Source organism: Falsigemmobacter faecalis (assembly GCF_003863335.1).
Taxonomy (GTDB): Bacteria; Pseudomonadota; Alphaproteobacteria; order Rhodobacterales; family Rhodobacteraceae; genus Wagnerdoeblera; species Wagnerdoeblera faecalis.
In genome coordinates this window covers 96,872-113,407 of sequence record NZ_RRAZ01000005.1, presented here as the reverse complement: position 1 = coordinate 113,407, position 16,536 = coordinate 96,872, and the positions used below count along the sequence as shown (strand labels likewise).

Sequence of the window (16,536 nt, the reverse complement as noted above, 5' to 3'; positions counted from 1 at the left end):
GCACTTAGGCCTTTAGATTCCGGTTACGCCACGCAGAACAATCCGCAGATCCCCCAGCGGCCCCGCGTTGCGCATCCAGGCCAGCGTGATCGCAAGACGGCTCAGATCATCCGCGCTCTCTGCGGTCAGACTGTCAGGCGTAAAGATACCCGGCCGCATCTGCGAGACCAGGCGCACCACCTCGGGATCAAAGCCGGTGACATCCACCGGCAGCGCCCTCGGCCCGACCAGAGACATCGAGCCACCCAGCGCGTTGAAAATCATCGGCAGGGTGTTCAGCCGCGTGCGCATCACAAAGACCCCCACCCGTGTCAGCCGGGGGTCATCCGGCGTGCCGGAGGTTGCCTGAAAGGCGCGCAAGGGCGCATCCAGCCAGACGCAGCGAAAGCGAAGCTGGCGGAATATCTTACCATCCTGGCCGCGCCGCGACAGGCGCAAAAAGGCCGGTCCGGGGCTGTCGAGCCGGATCATAACCACCAGCACAAGGATCAAAGGCAGGAGAAAGGGAAGCGCCAGAGCCAGCAGGATCAGGTCGAAAACGCGGCGAAAAACCCGCTGATAAAGAGACGCGGATACCTGCATGCCACCTGCCCGAAGTCCCCCAAGGGGGGAGGATAACCAACCGCTGCAACTGACAGACGATATAGTTAATCCCTATCGGGAAAGATTCAGGAACACAGGTAAGGAATACCGGACGTTAAGAGTTTACGCCTTATACCACAGGGATTTAGCGACCACTGCGTCACTTGCGACAGCGGCGCAGCCACTGCCGGGCTCAGCCGCCACGACGCAGCAGGAAGCCGATCTCGCGGTTCAGCGCCTGATTGGCCCGGACATATTGCACACCTTGTTTGAACAGATCTGCGCTGAAGCGGGTCACCGGACCTTCACCCGCCTGCAGCTGCTTTCCCAACTGATCCTGCACCCAGACCGGCACCTCCACCAGCGCACAACTGGAAAGATCGACCGCCACGACCTCAAGATCCTGGCCACCGGTGCCGCCGGTTGAGGCGTCAAACCGGCCGAGGCCGACATCCCCGGCACCTGCAGGCGTCACGACCACGACATCCGTCTCTGCCGCGATATAGCCAAGGCGCTGCGCACAGACCGCAACGGAGAACTGCTCCCCGGCGGTGGCGGGTTTCTGATCGGCAAAACCTGCGGCGGGAAGCGCCAGAGCGGCCGAAGTGATGAGGGCTGAGAGAATACGCAAAGGCCTGTCTCCTTACTAATTATGAGAGCACAGGGGCGAAAGACGCCCCGCGACGGCCGCAGAGGCCTTCGCAGATCACAACGCCCGATGCGCAACCCGGCTCCCGCCGCCGAAAAGACAGGCAGGATTTCCGCATTTCGACCCGCCTTCCCCGGCGTCACAGCCGAACAATAGCGCCCGAACCGACAAAAAGAGCTTAACAGACGCGCCTCCTGTCGTCAGGCTCTGGCAATGTTACTCAGGGAGGAGAACAGCTTTGTCTAAAATCAGAACCATCCTCGCCGGAAGTCTTGTCTCGGCGGTTGCCCTTACCGCTGCTGCCACCGCCGCACGGGCAGAGTTTATCAATATCCTCACCGGCGGCACCTCGGGGGTTTACTACCCGCTGGGCGTGGCCCTGTCGGAAATCTACGCCAAGGGGATCGAAGGCTCGCGCACCCAGGTGCAGGCCACCAAAGCTTCGGTGGAAAACCTGAACCTGCTCGCCTCTGGCAAGGGGGAGCTGGCCTTTGCTCTGGGCGATTCTGTGCAATCGGCCTGGGCGGGCGACACCGAGGCGGGCTTCAAGACCCCGCTGACCAATCTGCGCGCCGTGGGCGGGATCTATAACAACTACGTTCAGGTGGTGGCCGAGGCCGCGGCCGGGGTGAAAACGATCACCGATCTGAAAGGAAAATCGATCTCCGTGGGCGCCCCGGCTTCGGGGACCGAACTGAATGCGCGCGCGATCTTTAAAGCCGCGGGCATGAGCTATGACGATATGTCGAAGGTCGAATATCTGCCCTTTGGCGAATCGGCAGAGCTGATCAAGAACCGTCAGATCCAGTCCACGCTGTCTTCGGCGGGCCTGGGCGCAGCCTTCATTAAGGATCTCGCCACCACACATGAGATCACCGTGGTCGAAGTGCCTGCCGAGATCGTCAACGCCATCGGCGCGCCCTATGTCGCTGACGTCATTCCGGCCGGGACCTATAAGGGCCAGGACGCCGATGTGCCGACGGCAGCGATCACCAATATTCTGGTGACCAGCGATAAGGTCTCGGAAGAGACGGTCTATCAGATGACGAAGCTGCTGTTTGAAAACATTGACGCGCTGAAGTCGGCCCATTCTGCCGCCGCAGCGATTGATGCGGCCAATGCCATTAATGCTCTGCCGATCCCGCTGCACCCGGGCGCAGAGAAATACTACCGCGAAATCGGCGTTCTGAAGTAAGCCGCAGCGCCTTTACACGGCCTGTTGCAGCGGCGGCCCTCTCCCGGGGCGCCCGCCGCTGCCTTCTGCCCTTCTTTTCTGAAAGAGAATGACGGTGAGCCAGATCCCCCCTTCCGACAGCCAGCCCACTGCCGAAGAAGCCATTGAGGGCCTTCCCCCGGGCTTCGGCAGCGGCCTGACCGGCCAGATTGCCTATGGCATCGCCTTTTGCTTTTCCCTGTTTCAGATCTGGGTCGCGGCCTATGGGCTGCTGGCAAGCCAGGTTGTGCGCGCCATGCATGTGGCCTTCGTGCTGCTGCTGGGCTTTGCGCTGATTGCCAACCTGGTGGCGAAGACCCGGTATTCCAAAGCTTTTTTCTGGGGCCTGGGGATGCTGGGCTTCAGCACGGGGCTTTATAACTGGATCTTTTACAAAGAGCTTTTGCTGCGCTCGAACTACCTGACGATGACCGATCTGACGATGGGCGCGATTATGATTGCGCTGGTCTTCTGGCTGGGGCGGCGGTTGATGGGCTGGCCGCTGGTGATCATTTCGGGCTGTTTTCTGGCCTATTCCGCCTTTGGCGAACACCTGAGCGGCATGCTGCAGCACCGTGGCTACGACTGGGAAATGCTGATTGAGCATTTCGGCTATGGCACGGAGGGTATCTACGGCTCTCCGGTCTATGTCTCTTCGGCCTATATCTTCATCTTTGTGGTCTTCGCGGCCTTTCTGGAACGCGCAGGCATGCTGGAGCTGTTTAACGATGTCGCGCTTGGACTTGTGGGCCATTGGCGCGGCGGTGCGGCGCAGGTCTGCACGCTGTCTTCGGCGCTGATGGGCACGGTCTCCGGCTCGGGCGTGGCCAATGTGGTGGCCTCCGGGCAGTTTACCATTCCCCTGATGAAGAAATCCGGCTTTCGCGCCGCCTTTGCGGGCGGGGTCGAGGCGACCTCTTCCATGGGCGGGCAGATCATGCCACCGATCATGGGTGCGGTCGCCTTTATCATGGCCGAGACGCTGAACATTCCCTATGGCGATGTCGTCCGCGCGGCGCTGATCCCGGCCTTCCTTTATTTTGGCGTCTGCTTTTGGGTGGTCTATCTGGAATCCGGCAAGCTCAATCTGCTGGGCATCCCCAAGGAACAGCTTCCAAGCCCTTGGGAAGCTTTGAAAAAGCAGTGGATGCTGCTGATCCCGCTGGGCACGCTCGTCTATCTGCTTTTTGCAAACTACACGCCGATCTTTGCCGGATCTATGGGACTTGCGCTGGTGGTTGTGCTGATCCTTGGCACCGCTGTGGCGGCGCAGATCGGCCCCCTGGCCTTTCGCTTTGCCTTCTGGATCGCGCTTGGCATCGCCTCAGCGGCTTTCCTGAAATATGGCGTGGATCTGCTGGCGATGGTGATCGGCGCCATGCTGGTGCTGTGCTTTGTGCTGAAAGGCGCGCGCGAAGCCCTGGTGATCGTGCGCGACTCGCTCGCGCTCGGGGCCAGGAACGCACTTCCGGTCGCGGCGGCCTGCGCCATTGTCGGCGTGGTGATCGGCACCCTGACCCTGACGGGGATCGCCTCCACCTTCATCGGCGCCGTGCTGCGGATCGGAGAGGAAAGCCTGTTCCTGTCGCTGATCCTGGTGATGATCACCTGCCTTGTCCTCGGGATGGGGATCCCGACGATCCCGAACTACATCATCACCTCATCGCTCGCCGGGCCCGCGCTGGAACAACTCGGCGTGCCGCTGCTCATCAGCCATATGTTTGTCTTTTATTTCGGCATCCTGGCGGATCTGACGCCCCCGGTGGCGCTCGCCTGCTTCGCGGCTGCCCCCATGGCGAAAGTCTCGGGCCTGAAGATCTCCATTGATGCCACCAAGCTGGCAATCGCGGGTTTCGTCGTGCCCTTTGTTGCGGTCTATTCCCCGGCCCTGATGCTTCAGGCGCCACATCCCGGATCGGTGATCGCAGAGACCCTTGGATATCCGGCAGAGGTGATCTGGATCACCCTGCAAACGGTTCTGGCCGTGGGTCTTTGGGGTGTGGCTGTGGTCGGCTTTCTGAAGGCAACGGCCCCCTGGTGGGAGCGCGCACTGGCGCTTGGAATAGGGATTTTCCTTGTTATTCCGGGGTTCAGCTATGACGTCGCGGGTCTGGCTTTGGTGGCGCTGTTCCTTGCGCAACATCTGATGCGCAATCGCGGCTCTGCGGGGCTCGTCGCGGGATGATCTGCCTGCTGACTGCCGCGGGGCTGATTTCCCTCGCGGCAGAGACTTTTACGCTCTCCTGGCAGCATTCCACCGCCCGAACCCTCTGGACCGAGACCTGGGAGGCAAAGAACGCGACCCTGCGCCCGATCCTTGCCCGCATCGAGGGACCGGGCGCGGGGATGGAGGCCCCGGAGGGTGCATGGCGCGAGGGAAGCATCTGGATCTGGCATCCGCAGATCGCCCCCCTGCGCGAGGTGCACCTCGCGGCCTCAGGCACCACAGGCAGTGGCTGGCGCCTCTGCGCGGGGGAGATCTGCCATGACGTGGGCACCCGGGCCGGAACGGCCCTGCGGCTGAGTGCAACAGAAGGTGCCACGCCCTGCCCGCTCAATCCTGACCAATGACACGCTGAAAATCACTGAGAAAGCTCTGTATTTCGGCCTCACCCTCTTGGTCTGCCGCGTGAGTGACTTCTGCTTCAGCCGACCCGCTGGCAAAGAGATCGATGACGAGATCGCGCAATTGCGTCAGCCCCACAGGTTTGGTCAGCACGCGGGTGGCACCGCCCTGCTCCATGGCCTCGCGCAACTCGGGCATGGCAGGTGAGACCACGCCAATCACCGGCAATGTCCGATCCTCCCGCCGCAGGGCGCGGATCAGATCCCCGTGCCCTGTGCTGCCCGTCCCGCGTCCGACGAACAGGACATCCGGTCGCTCAACGCGCAGACGGGGCAGCAGGGCGTCACGCTCCGCCAGGACATCCACCCGCCCGAACAGCCCGCGAAGCCGGGCCGACAGCACTTCCGCGGCAACAGGATCATCCTCCAGAAGAAGCGCGCGGCGCATGGGCATCAGAGCGGTGATATCGTCGCGCTCCTCTTCTGGTTCGGTCACATGAAGCACCCGGGCCGGATGGGTGACGATAAAACAGCTGCCGTCGCGATCCGGAGAGGCCTCCTCCAGCACGACATTTCCACCAAGCTGACGCAGAGATTTGCGGACGGCAAAAAGCCCAAGCCGCGCCTGCCCGTCGATCCCGCCCGAGATCAGGCCGAAGGGTTCAAAGAGGCTGGCCTGCCGCAGATGATCAATACCCACGCCATTGTCGCGCACCAGCCAGGTCACAGTCGCCTCCTGGCCCTGCCCGCGTGTCAGAAATCCGCTGACCGAAATCTCGGTGGAGCGGGCATGCGCGATGGCATTATCAATGAGGCGGCACAGCGCCAGGAAGATGCGCCCATGATCACCGTGAAGCCTCAGATCACCCTGACGCGCCGGCACAAAATGAAGCGCCACCCCGGCATATTTCGCCTGAGACGCGAAGGTCTCAGACAGCCACCCCAGCATTTCACTGATATCCCAGGGACCCGTACCCGTCAGGCCACGACTGGTCCCCGCCCCGCTGCGCAACTGGTCAAGACTGTCAGAGAGAAGGCGCAGCGACAGCGCAAACGCCCGCGCTGATTCAGCCCAGGGACGCCCGGAAGTGAGGTGTTCGACCTCCTCCTGAAGCACACTGACCGGGGCCCGCAGGTCGCGCGCCACTGCAATCCGCAAACGCTCTTCACGCGACAGAGCCGAGTAAAGCAACAGCTCAGACTGCTCAGCCCTTTCGCGCTGAACGTCTGCCTCCTGGCTCTGACGCTCCAGCACGATCCAGCATTGCGGATAGCGATTCTCCAGCACGCGAACAGAGAACAGCTGGCGCGTCCACTCCTGCCGCGCCTCGCCCGGTGCCCCGGGGGCGCGCAGGCGAAAGCGCATGGGAAAATCAGCCGGCTGCTCCCCGCGCTGTAGTTTTTGCATCAGATCAAGTGCCACTTTCATCTCAGTCAGGCGCAGGAAATCCGTAAGAGGCAGACTATAGCCGCCCCCAAACGGCTCACCGCCACCAAAGGGGAAATGCACCGCGCCGCTGTCAAAATTGACCCGCAGCACCAGGATGTTCAGCCGCTCCTGCAGGGCAACGAGAACCCTCGGCTGCGGAAGTCCGATCGCGCGCTGTTCACCCTCAGGGCGTACCCGCTCGCGCAGAAAGAGCGCCGCAAGGGTTGCCAGAACCAGCACGGCTGCCATCGCCCGCATCGGCAGCGGCGCGGGGATCAGGCAGGCCACAGCAAGAGGGGCCGCAGCCGGGAGGATAAGTGCCGCCGCCATATCCGGCAAAGAAGAATTTCCCACCAGCAGAAGAAAAAGCGCAGCCCCCAAAAGGGCAAGAACCGCGGTGCTGCCCAGGGGAAGGAAGGCAATATCAGGCAAAAGCTGAACGGACAGAAGCAGTGCCGGAACCCCGATGGGGATCAACAGGGCCTGCACGCCCTTTCCGGCACCCTCACGGTGAACTCGCCCCAATGCGCGCCGTGCCGGACCCGCGGCTGCCAGCGGGAGAAGCGAGAGCGCTGCACAGAGCCCGAGAAGGCCAAGCCCCGGCAGGCGCCGCTCCATCAAATCCCCCATACCCCCGACAACCCAAAAGCCTGCTGTCAGGATGACCACTCCCATGATCGCGCCGGTCAGCTTGACGTTGATGCTGCCGCCAGGATCGCCGATCTCTGGCATACCCCGCGCCATAGCCTGCAAAAGAAGCATCAAAACCCCACCCGCACACCATGCGGCGGCGGCCGGAATAAGTGCCAGTTCCGGAACCCCTTCAAGGCTCAGAAGGTGGCCCGAAAGAAGAACCAGCAGGGCAAGCCCGGACCCGGCGAGAAACCTTGGCGTATCCCCCTCCCGACGGGAACGGATCAGGGCCAGCAGGACCCCATGCGTACAGGCCGAAGCGACGACGACCAATAATTCCGGGCGCTCAGGCCAAACTGCGAGCTGCCCGGCCAGGACCAGGCCCCCAAGGGGCAAAGCGACCAGGGTCAGAAGCCACAGGGTCAACTGTTGCGCCCCTCCGGGGGCCGCGGTCTTCAGCTGCTTTTGCATAGCGCTTTCCTTCTGCGGGGGGGGGGGCGTTACATCAGTTGAGTGATCCGATAGACCGAAGGGGCCAGCAGCAGGATCAGCAGCGGGGGCACCGTGAACATCATCGTCCCCAGGCTCATCTTTGTGGGCAGGACAGCGGCTTTCTCTTCGACTTTTCGCACACGCCGGTCCCGGAGGTCGGCCGCGAAAACCCGCAGACTATGGGCAACCGGTGTGCCCATGCTGGCAGACTGCACCACCAGAGTTGCAAACTGCCTCAGATCATCGTTACCGGTCGACTGTGCGAGATGGTTGAATGCATCCTGGCGATCGGCGCCCGCTGCCAGAGATTTTGTCAGAACCTGAAACCGCACGGCCAGATCGGGATGCACAGCTTCAAGCTCAAGCGAGACGCGCTGTGCAGCGAGATCAAGCGACTGACCCGCTTCAACACAGACGAGCATGAAGTCAAGCGCATCGGGGATCGCAATCTCAATCCTGCGGCGCCAGGCACTGCGGCGTTTTTCGACCACGAAGCTTGGCAGCCAGAAGCCCAGTCCGCCCGCCACCCCGGCAGCCAGAAGTCGCAGGAGCGTCGTCTGATCTGCGAAAAGATCGCTCAGCATAGTCAGCCAAAGGCATAGCCCGGCAAAAAGGGCGGCGGCGGCTAACTTTACGACATAGAAGACAGTCACCGCCAGGGGGTGGTCAAACCCGGCCTGCGCCAGCATCCGCGCTTCAGCCCTTTGATCGCGACCTGCGCCCGGGCGATTTCCGTTGCGCAGATCACTGTCATCGAAATCGGGATCACCCTCCTCGCTTACGGGCCTGCGCAGCATCAGCACGGCAGCGGCGGCGACAGTGGCCGCACCACCGAGGAAGAGAACCATAAGCCATGAAGACGCGGACTGCGGGATCAGAACATTCATCGCCTACTCCACCTGCACCAGCCAGCGCATGTAAAGCAGGTTCAGCACCAGGAGTGCGCCTACGATGGCCAGCAGGGGTTTAAAGAAATCCAGACCCTGTATGTCTTCAAAATGCGCCGGATTGATCAGAAGAACGAGACCAGTGGCAATCAGAGGGAAGGCTGAAAGAAAACGCCCCGACCATCGGGCCTCCGCGATGATGGCGGATATTTTGCGGCGCATCTGCTGGCGTCCGCGGGCAATCTCTGCAAGCCGATCAAGAACATCCGCCAGATTGCCGCCCGTGGCGGACTGAATTGAGACTGCAGCCGCCAGAAATCTGAGATTCTGATTATCGCAGCGCTCCGCAAGGTCGCGCAGAGCACTTGCCACACTTTGCCCGTAGCTGATGCGGTCAGCGGTCAGAGTGAACTCGGCCGCAAGTGGCCCGGTCAGATCACGCCCGGCGCCATGGATTGCAAAGCCGACCGGCTGACCAATTCGCAGAGCACGAACGATCATCTGCATCGCTTCTGGCACAGAATCATCGACGGCAGCCCGGTATTTTGCCTCCCGGTAGCTCCCCCACATCAGCCAGACGGCAGGAGGCGCCAGCAGACCGGCCAGCATCCCCGCCCAGGACCCCGTGACAAGAACCACCATCGCGCTCAGCACCACCGCAAAGAGGGCTGCGAGAAACCAGGCAATAAAGGGCCGCTCGCGCGCGCCTTCGGCAGTGACCTCCCCGAAAAGAGAGAACTTTCTTCGTCCACCGTCATCAAGGCGCAGCGCAGGCCCGCGCGCAGCATCGCTCTCCGTGTCGCCCGCCGCAGCGAGGCGAAGCAGGATCTGTCGGCGCATCAACTGCCGCCGTCCCAGCAGCGGAAGCGCGAGCCCGGCGCTGATCAGCACGATCCCGGCCATCAGCGCCAGCGTTAAAAGCAACGGAAGGCTCATGTCAGGCTCCGTAGATTTCTGTGGGCAAAGTAATACCCCGACGGCGGAAAAGGTCGGTGTAGAACGAGCGGACACCAGCGGCGCGAAACTGCCCTTCCACGCGGTTATCGGTGCCGAGACCTGTCTGCTCGAACCAGAAAAGTTCCTGCATGGAGATGACATCGCCTTCGCAGCCGGTGATCTCAGTCACTGAGGTCACCTTGCGGCTGCCATCCTGAAGCCGGTTCACCTGCACAATGAGATGCACTGCGCCCGCAACCTGCCGCCGAAGCGCGGAAAGCGGGATCTCAATACCCGCCATTGCGACCATATTTTCGATGCGGCTTGCCGCCTCGCGGGCCGAGTTTGCGTGAATTGTCGTCATGGATCCGTCGTGACCGGTGTTCATCGCCTGCAGCATATCGATGACCTCATCGCCGCGGGTCTCGCCGATAATGATGCGGTCGGGGCGCATTCGCAGGGCATTTCGCAGGCAGTCACGCTGTGTCACCTCGCCCTTGCCTTCGACATTGGGCGGACGGCTTTCCATGCGGCCAACATGGCTTTGCTGCAGCTGCAACTCGGCGGTATCTTCGACTGTAATGATGCGCTCGCGCCTTGAAATGAAGGCAGAGAGAGCGTTGAGAAGCGTTGTTTTGCCTGATCCCGTGCCGCCTGAGACGATAACATTCAGCCGCGCAGAAACGGCCGCACGAAGATAGAGCGCCATCTTTTCATTCATCGCGCCAAGGGTGGCGAGTTGTTCAAGGCTGAGCTTGTCGCGGCGAAACTTTCGGATTGAAACCAGTGTTCGATCCACCGCCACCGGGGAAATCACAGCATTGACCCGCGAACCGTCGGACAGCCGAGCGTCCACATAGGGGGTGGATTCGTCCAGTCTTCGGCCGACAGACGAGACGATCTTTTGCAAAATCCGCCGCAGATGTGCCTCATCCTGAAACTGCACATCCGTCAGTTCAAGAAGGCCTCCCTGCTCCACATAGACCTGTTCGGGACCGTTGATCAGTATATCTGAAACACTGTCATCCTTTATCAGGATCTCCAGCGGGCCATGCCCCATAACCTCATGAAAAAGTTCATCAATCAGTCCATCCCGATCCGCTCGGCTCAGCGCCACCGCCTGATGGGGAAGCAGGTCCCGCAGAATCTGCGCAATTTCGCTTTTAATTTCCGTCTCGCTTGCGCGCAGCAGCGCCGCAAGATTAAGCGTCTCCAGAATTTCCTGATGTGCGAGCTGCCGTATCTCGGTGAGTTTTCGGCGCCGGCTGCGCTGTCCTTCGGGATCACTGAGCGGCGGGCCGTCGCCGTCTGCAGGCGTCGGCGGGCTGACCTGGAGGTCTTCTGGTTCCGCTGGCTGGACCATCACGGCTCCGGGGCGACTGTCACGAAATTTGTTGAACATTAAAATCCGCTCCCCTGCAGGCGCTGCTGTTTTGGAACCAGGGCCGCGATCTCTCCCGCGTAGGCCTGCAGGGCGAGGCGCAGAGCGCTGGCGGGCTCGGCCTGGATCAATGCGATACCGCTGTCAGCAGCTTCCCCTACCGCTTGCCCGCCATCAGGCAGCTGCAGATGCACCGGCAGCCCCATCCCTGTTTCAAGGCTGTGAATACGTGCCGCCCATTCCCGGGGAGGGCGCTGCGGGCGGAAGTTTACCACCGGGCAGATCTTTTCGGGCGGAAGCACCTGCGCACTGACGAGACTGCGCAGCCTTTTAAGATTTCCCGCAGAGCGGACATCCAGCCGGGCGATCAGGCAGATCCGGTCGGCAGCCAGATAGGCCGCTTCGGTCCAGTCGGTGACGCTGCCCGGCAAATCGAGAATCAGCAGATCGGCCGAATCCCGCGCGAGACCCAGCAGATACTGCAGATCCGCTCCGCTGACGGCATCAAGGGGCAGGATTTCCGGTGGGGCAGAGAAAACGGTCAGGTTCGGGCGCAGATGCTGCAGGCTCTGTCGGAACATATCGCCATCCACCGCGCGCGGATTGCGGTACGTTTCCAGCACCCGGGTCTCGTGCGGCAGCGCCAGACCGGCCGCGAGAGAGCCAAACTGCAGATCAAGATCCATCACACAGACGGACAGCTGCGGATCTGCTTCTGCGAGTTCAAGCGCAAGACCAGAGGCGAAAGTTGTTCCCCCTGCCCCGCCGCACAGCGACTGCACGGCGATGACCCGCAGTGGCCCACCGGAAGGACCGGCTGAAGTCTGCCGGCCGCCCGGCGCGGGCTGCGTACCCCTGCCCGGAAACCAGCGGGCAAAGCGGCGCGCCACCCCACGCGGGTTCGATGGAACAGGCATCTCAGGCAGTTGTTCAGCCGCCTCCGGACGGCGGAACAGAGTAGAGGGCGGGGGAAAAGGCGGGCCGTTGAGAACATGCACAGCCGGCAGATCCGGGAGTGAAAGCCGGGCTCCTGCCGGAAGCAGAACAACCTGCATCCCGGCGCGCCTGCCCATCTCAGACAGAACGGCGCGCAAAATCCGCGGCGTTGCCTCACTGCGCGCCGCATTCGGCGCAATGACCAGCATATCAAAGGTTTCCGCACTTTGCGTGGTGAGCCAGGAGACGGCATCGGTCAACTCGAGATCAACCCGCTCTGCATTGGCGGGCAGATGAGAGAGCCAGGAGGCAAGACGAATCACCGCATCCACGCCGTCGCAGATCGTGCAGACCCGCAGGGGAAGGCTACTGCCCTGAGACGTCAGCAGAGTGTCTCTCGGGGGAGATGTCATACGGTTCAACAGGGCACCTCCACGATGGAACGGGCTGCGCCGCGCACCACGGAAGTGTGGCAGCCGCGCAGCGGCACCGCCGAAGCGGCACTCCCGTTCAGGCTTGCGGCAGTGGCTTCGGCCCGCCGAACGGCAAGGGGCAAAGCGGCAAGATCTTCGGCCGTAATCGCGACCACCGGCGGCGCACCCGCAAGCACCTCCAGCCGCCCCAGCGGCAGAATGTGAAAGCGTCCGCCGCCCTGTGCCTCCAGCAACCGGGCTGCATCTTCCAGGCCTGCCTCCAGCGTGACTGCGCCAATGGCACGGGATTTACGGTCTGCCGCCGGTGTGCTGTCGATGGCCAGAACCCGCAGAGCATGACCGATCAGACGGGTCTCTGTGCTGCCGCCACCAAGCTGGCGGGTCCAGAACAGATCCATCTGCGCCCCCGGGACGAGCTTACTTTCAAAATCTGCGAAATTTTCTGTCACCACTCTGACGGCGCGCCCGCCCGGGGAAAGCGCGAAGTGATGATTCGGCCCGGATGCGACACCAACCTGCGCCTGAGCGACGAGCCCACCAGCGCTGAGATCGGACAGCGCGATGATCTTACCCTCTGGTCCCGCCTCCGGAACAGCGGTCAGCAGATTTGCAGGCAAATGCCGCGCGGGGACCTGCAAAGTCAGGAAATCTGCGCGGCTGAGCACATCGCCGCGAGGGATATCGCGCGCAGGCACTGGTACTGCCAGCGTCTCTCCATAAGCCGAGAGCGCCGCTTCAGCCGTGCTCAGCCTCGTCTCAAGCCCTCGCGTATAGCTGAAGCTCGCGAAGCCTGCGACCAGCGCCAGGGCCACACCCATTATCAACAAGGCAAAAATTCGAAATCTCATCACCCTCTCCCACAGCCGGTTCCGCCGGGTTCGTGGGTATAAGAGCGCGAAACTGACAACAGAGCCTTACGCTGCCGCGAATCACTCGACTGAATCTGCCTGCAGTTTTACTGAAAAACGAGATGTCCGATCGGCTGGCCAGCCGCACGACTGCGGCGTGCCTCTTCGGCACGACGCATCAGGGCCGAGATCTGCGCTTCATTCATATGCCCCGCCAATGTCTTGCGCGCTGCCGCCGGCTGTCCCTCCAGGACCTGTGCAATCGCCAGATTGGGCAACACCTGATTTCCCTGCGCAGGATCCCGGCGCAACTCCTCCATCAGGGCGATCCCGCCTGCACCGTCGCCGGAAAGCACCCCTGACAGCGCACTGTTGCTCAGCAGCACAAAATTCGTCGGATAGATTGCAAGTCCGGCCTGATAGACCGCCCGCGCCTCGGCATGACGCGAGAGATAGTCCAAAGTGACCGCCTTTCCCGTAAGCGCAGCCAGATTTTTGCGATCATGCATTAGGGAATCTTCGTAAAATACAAGAGCTTCGGATGCCTTCCCCTGCCCCAGAGCCAGGCGCCCCAACTCATTCAGGACCTGCGGATTTCGCGGAGAAAGCTGCCTTGCGCGATCAAGAGCAGACTGCGCCCGCGCAACCTGACCCATGGCTGCATAGCTACGGCCCAGCCCGATCAGCGCCGAAACTGAGCCAGGCTCGCTTTGCGAGACCTTTTCATAAAGTCGCGCCGCCTCTGCGTAATCACCGACCGAGAAGGAGGCCTGGGCCACCTGTGCCGTCTCGCTGACGCGGGCGGCATCCTCACCTCCGGTCATCGTGCAGCCGGTCAGAAGAAACAAAGACACACTCAAAACAGTCGCAGCGGGGGGTGGGCTAAACACGCCATTAACTCCGTCAGATTAGACCTGAAGCTAAGGCTACGCCCGGAAAGGCATGCGGTCGAGAGAAATAGCAACCTAAAGGCGAGTAATCGGACTCAGATACGCTGTGGCTCCTGCCGGATGCGCCGGCCGGGGCCGAACTTCCCGGAACATCAGCCGGTCCGCCACGGGTGCGACCGGACCTGTTCTCTCATGCAAAATGAGGCAAAGCCCTATGACCCGCCTGGTTTCTCTCTCCTGGATGCCGCTCCTCGGCGCGGCCATCGCCTTCAGCGCCACCGACACCCGGGCACAGGACGGCCCCGGGGAACCGCCCGCCATGGTGACGCTCCCTCTGGCGGCTCCTGAAACCGCTGCCCTGCCTGAGGCGGCAATCACCAGTCCCTCCCCCATTGCGGTTGAGGTGATAGCGCCCGCACCCGATGTCACATTGGCAGAGCCGCTGGTGACTGCACCTCCCCTGGCGCTGAGCACCGGGCGCCCGGACGGGCCTCTTATCCTGACGGTTCCGGATGCGCCGACTGACCCTGCCGCTGCAGATATGCCTGCGGAAGACAGAGCCACGCCGGACGCGCAGATCCCCGTATTGACGGTGACCGCGCCCGTCGCACTGAACGTCAACGAGGCCCGGTTCATCCGCCTTGATCATCCGGCAAAATCGGTCTTCCTGTCCAACCCGGGCGTCGCAGATATCGATCTGCAATCCGCACGTTACCTCTATATCGTCGGCCGCTCGATCGGAGAGACCAGCCTGTTTGTCCTTGGCAGCAACGACGAAGAGATTATGCGCTCGTCGGTCAATGTGCGCATCGATGCGGCGCGGCTGACCGCCGCGGCCCGCCGTGCCTCGGGCAGCGGTTCGGTGACTGTCTCGGCGGTGGATGGGGCAGTCTTTCTGACCGGTGCCGTCGCGAACCCCGAAGATTCTGAGGCTGCGAGGTCCGTCGTCGCAGGTCTGGCGGGCTCGGGCGTCATCGTTGTGAACCGCCTTGAAACCGGGAACCGAGCGCAGATCAACCTTCAGGTCCGCATCGCAGAGGTGTCGCGCTCTATCAGTGAGGATCTGGGCATCCGCCTCAGCGCGTCGCGCTATGGCGGGCGCAATACTTTCGAATCAGCAGATACAGGCGTGAATGGTCCCTTCACCGTCAGCGTCGCGAATGGCTCGCGGAATATTAATCTTGTGCTGGATGCCCTGGCGCGAAACGGCCTTGTGACCATCTTGTCCGAGCCCAATCTGACCACGCGTTCCGGAGAGACGGCGAACTTTCTCGCCGGAGGCCGCGTCCCCTATATCTATGGCAGCGGCGATGACGCCAACCTTCAGATGGAGGCGATTGGTGTGGAGCTGGAGTTCACCCCCACGGTCAGATCCTCCAACCGGATCGAGATCGTGCTCAATACCCGCGTGCGCGATATCGACCGTATGAACTCCTCAACCGCAGAGGCACCCGCTCTGACAGAGCGCAGCGCCACGACCACGATTGAACTCGGAAACGGCCAGAGCTTTGCCATCGCAGGGATGTTTCAGGCCAGCTCACAGCAGGGCTTCAACGGGCTTCCGGGCCTGTCGCGCCTGCCGGTCATCGGCGCGCTGTTCCGCTCATCACGCTTTGCAAGGGGCGAGAGCGAACTGGTGATCATCGTCACGCCCTATCTGGTTAAGCCGCAGAACGGTCGGCCGCGCGATCCCATTGCTGACATCCCGCTGGTCCAAAGCGGAATCGAGCAGGCGATCACCGGTCGCTTCACCCGCACCCGACGTCCAGGCGCACCTCTGAGTGCGACGGGATCTGCCGGCGGATTTATGCTTCAGTGAAGGGAGATCCCATCATGAAACGGCTCATCCGGACCGCGTTACGCCCGCTTCGCTCAGAGGAGGGGGCAGTGACCGCCGAGTTTGTCATTATCTTCCCCATCGTTGTTGCGCTTATCGGCTTTCTGGTGCTGATCAGCCTGATGATTTCGACCACCAGTGATGTACAGCAGGTCGCACATGAGCTCGCCCGCAAGAGCTTTCGACACCTGAACGGCTCCAACCCGCCAGAGGATGTCTGCCAAAAGCTCAGGCAGGACGATCTGGCGGGCATCGTCAGCGAAACCCTTCTGGTGCGGGCAGAAAAACTGACCCTGCGCCCCTGCCCCAGCCAGCCCGACGCTCAGGGCCGTGTGACCATCACGGTCGATTACAACTTTGGAGGTGACTTTGTTCAGGGCCTCGGTCGCAGCTTCGGGGTGGAACTCGGTACCATCACGCGCAGTTCGGTCACCTTTCTTTGACGAATCCTGAGCTGCCCGCCGATCCCCGGACAGTTTTCCCGCTGACTTAGACTACTGCTATCACCTGCTGCTTTTGTTCGATGTCTCTGAAGTAATGTACGACGGGCGGCTGTCGTCGTGGGAAGAGCGTGGACCGTAGTGATTGCAGAATGCGATCCCGCGATCGATGGTGGCTTTGGCCTGCGAACCGCCTTCCCAGGCACGCGGGCAGACCCATTCGCACGTCCGAGACCACCACGAACGCCTGAGGGAGATATTTTCGGCAGTAAGGCCATCACCGAACGCACTTTGCCGTTTCTGGATTACCGGGCCCAATCCGTTTTAGACTGTCAGCCAGGGGATGGACTTCAACTGCGAGCCCTGGACGTCCTTCCAAGCTGT

General features: G+C 62.0%; 14 protein-coding genes. 5 read left to right on the top strand and 9 right to left on the bottom strand.

Going from position 1 to position 16,536, the window contains the following annotated elements:
• Nucleotides 1-12: 12 nt before the first annotated feature.
• Together EG244_RS04710 and EG244_RS04705 are read right to left on the bottom strand one after the other, a co-directional pair.
• Nucleotides 13-582, bottom strand: a complete 570-nt coding sequence (locus EG244_RS04710) for a sugar transferase (protein ID WP_124963857.1) — start codon at nucleotides 580-582, stop codon at nucleotides 13-15.
• A gap of 193 nt (nucleotides 583-775) precedes the next feature.
• Entirely contained in the window at nucleotides 776-1,213 is a 438-nt protein-coding gene (locus tag EG244_RS04705; RefSeq protein ID WP_124963856.1) for a hypothetical protein, read from the bottom strand.
• A gap of 265 nt (nucleotides 1,214-1,478) precedes the next feature.
• On the opposite strand from EG244_RS04705, the gene EG244_RS04700 reads away from it, so the two are divergent.
• From EG244_RS04700 to EG244_RS04690, 3 genes are all read left to right on the top strand, one after another.
• Entirely contained in the window at nucleotides 1,479-2,426 is a 948-nt protein-coding gene (locus tag EG244_RS04700; RefSeq protein ID WP_124963932.1) for a TAXI family TRAP transporter solute-binding subunit, read from the top strand.
• An 88-nt stretch (nucleotides 2,427-2,514) separates the two neighbouring features.
• On the top strand, nucleotides 2,515-4,629 hold the full coding sequence (locus EG244_RS04695) for a TRAP transporter permease (protein ID WP_124963855.1): 2,115 nt from the start codon (nucleotides 2,515-2,517) through the stop codon (nucleotides 4,627-4,629).
• Nucleotides 4,626-5,015, top strand: coding sequence for a DUF1850 domain-containing protein (locus tag EG244_RS04690; RefSeq protein ID WP_124963854.1), 390 nt, complete (start codon nucleotides 4,626-4,628; stop codon nucleotides 5,013-5,015). Before EG244_RS04695 ends, EG244_RS04690 begins: the two co-directional genes overlap by 4 nt.
• On the opposite strand, the gene EG244_RS04685 is transcribed toward EG244_RS04690, so the two are convergent.
• The 7 genes from EG244_RS04685 to EG244_RS04655 form a co-directional block, all read right to left on the bottom strand.
• Entirely contained in the window at nucleotides 4,999-7,542 is a 2,544-nt protein-coding gene (locus EG244_RS04685; RefSeq protein ID WP_124963853.1) for a sensor histidine kinase, read from the bottom strand. The genes EG244_RS04690 and EG244_RS04685 overlap by 17 nt on opposite strands.
• A 29-nt stretch (nucleotides 7,543-7,571) precedes the next feature.
• Nucleotides 7,572-8,450 (bottom strand): type II secretion system F family protein, encoded by an 879-nt coding sequence (locus EG244_RS04680; RefSeq protein ID WP_124963852.1) that lies wholly within the window; start codon nucleotides 8,448-8,450, stop codon nucleotides 7,572-7,574.
• Between the two features lie 3 nt (nucleotides 8,451-8,453).
• The gene (locus EG244_RS04675) at nucleotides 8,454-9,386 is read right to left on the bottom strand and encodes a type II secretion system F family protein (protein WP_124963851.1); all 933 of its coding nucleotides are present in this window, start codon (nucleotides 9,384-9,386) and stop codon (nucleotides 8,454-8,456) included.
• A gap of 1 nt (nucleotide 9,387) precedes the next feature.
• Nucleotides 9,388-10,788 carry a CpaF family protein gene (locus EG244_RS04670; protein ID WP_124963850.1) on the bottom strand — a complete coding sequence of 467 codons (1,401 nt, stop codon included), beginning with the start codon at nucleotides 10,786-10,788 and terminating at the stop codon, nucleotides 9,388-9,390.
• Complete coding sequence (locus EG244_RS04665) at nucleotides 10,788-12,125, bottom strand: AAA family ATPase (protein ID WP_124963849.1); 1,338 nt, start codon at nucleotides 12,123-12,125, stop codon at nucleotides 10,788-10,790. Before EG244_RS04665 ends, EG244_RS04670 begins: the two co-directional genes overlap by 1 nt.
• Nucleotides 12,122-12,985 carry a Flp pilus assembly protein CpaB gene (gene cpaB, locus EG244_RS04660; RefSeq protein ID WP_124963848.1) on the bottom strand — a complete coding sequence of 288 codons (864 nt, stop codon included), beginning with the start codon at nucleotides 12,983-12,985 and terminating at the stop codon, nucleotides 12,122-12,124. Before cpaB ends, EG244_RS04665 begins: the two co-directional genes overlap by 4 nt.
• A 107-nt stretch (nucleotides 12,986-13,092) precedes the next feature.
• Nucleotides 13,093-13,809, bottom strand: coding sequence for a tetratricopeptide repeat protein (locus EG244_RS04655; RefSeq protein WP_199737783.1), 717 nt, complete (start codon nucleotides 13,807-13,809; stop codon nucleotides 13,093-13,095).
• 280 nt (nucleotides 13,810-14,089) lie between these two features.
• Between EG244_RS04655 and EG244_RS04650 the strand changes: the two genes are divergently transcribed.
• Together EG244_RS04650 and EG244_RS04645 are read left to right on the top strand one after the other, a co-directional pair.
• Nucleotides 14,090-15,694 (top strand): type II and III secretion system protein family protein, encoded by a 1,605-nt coding sequence (locus EG244_RS04650; RefSeq protein WP_158617236.1) that lies wholly within the window; start codon nucleotides 14,090-14,092, stop codon nucleotides 15,692-15,694.
• Between the two features lie 14 nt (nucleotides 15,695-15,708).
• Entirely contained in the window at nucleotides 15,709-16,155 is a 447-nt protein-coding gene (locus EG244_RS04645) for a TadE/TadG family type IV pilus assembly protein (RefSeq protein WP_124963845.1), read from the top strand.
• Nucleotides 16,156-16,536 lie beyond the last annotated feature (381 nt).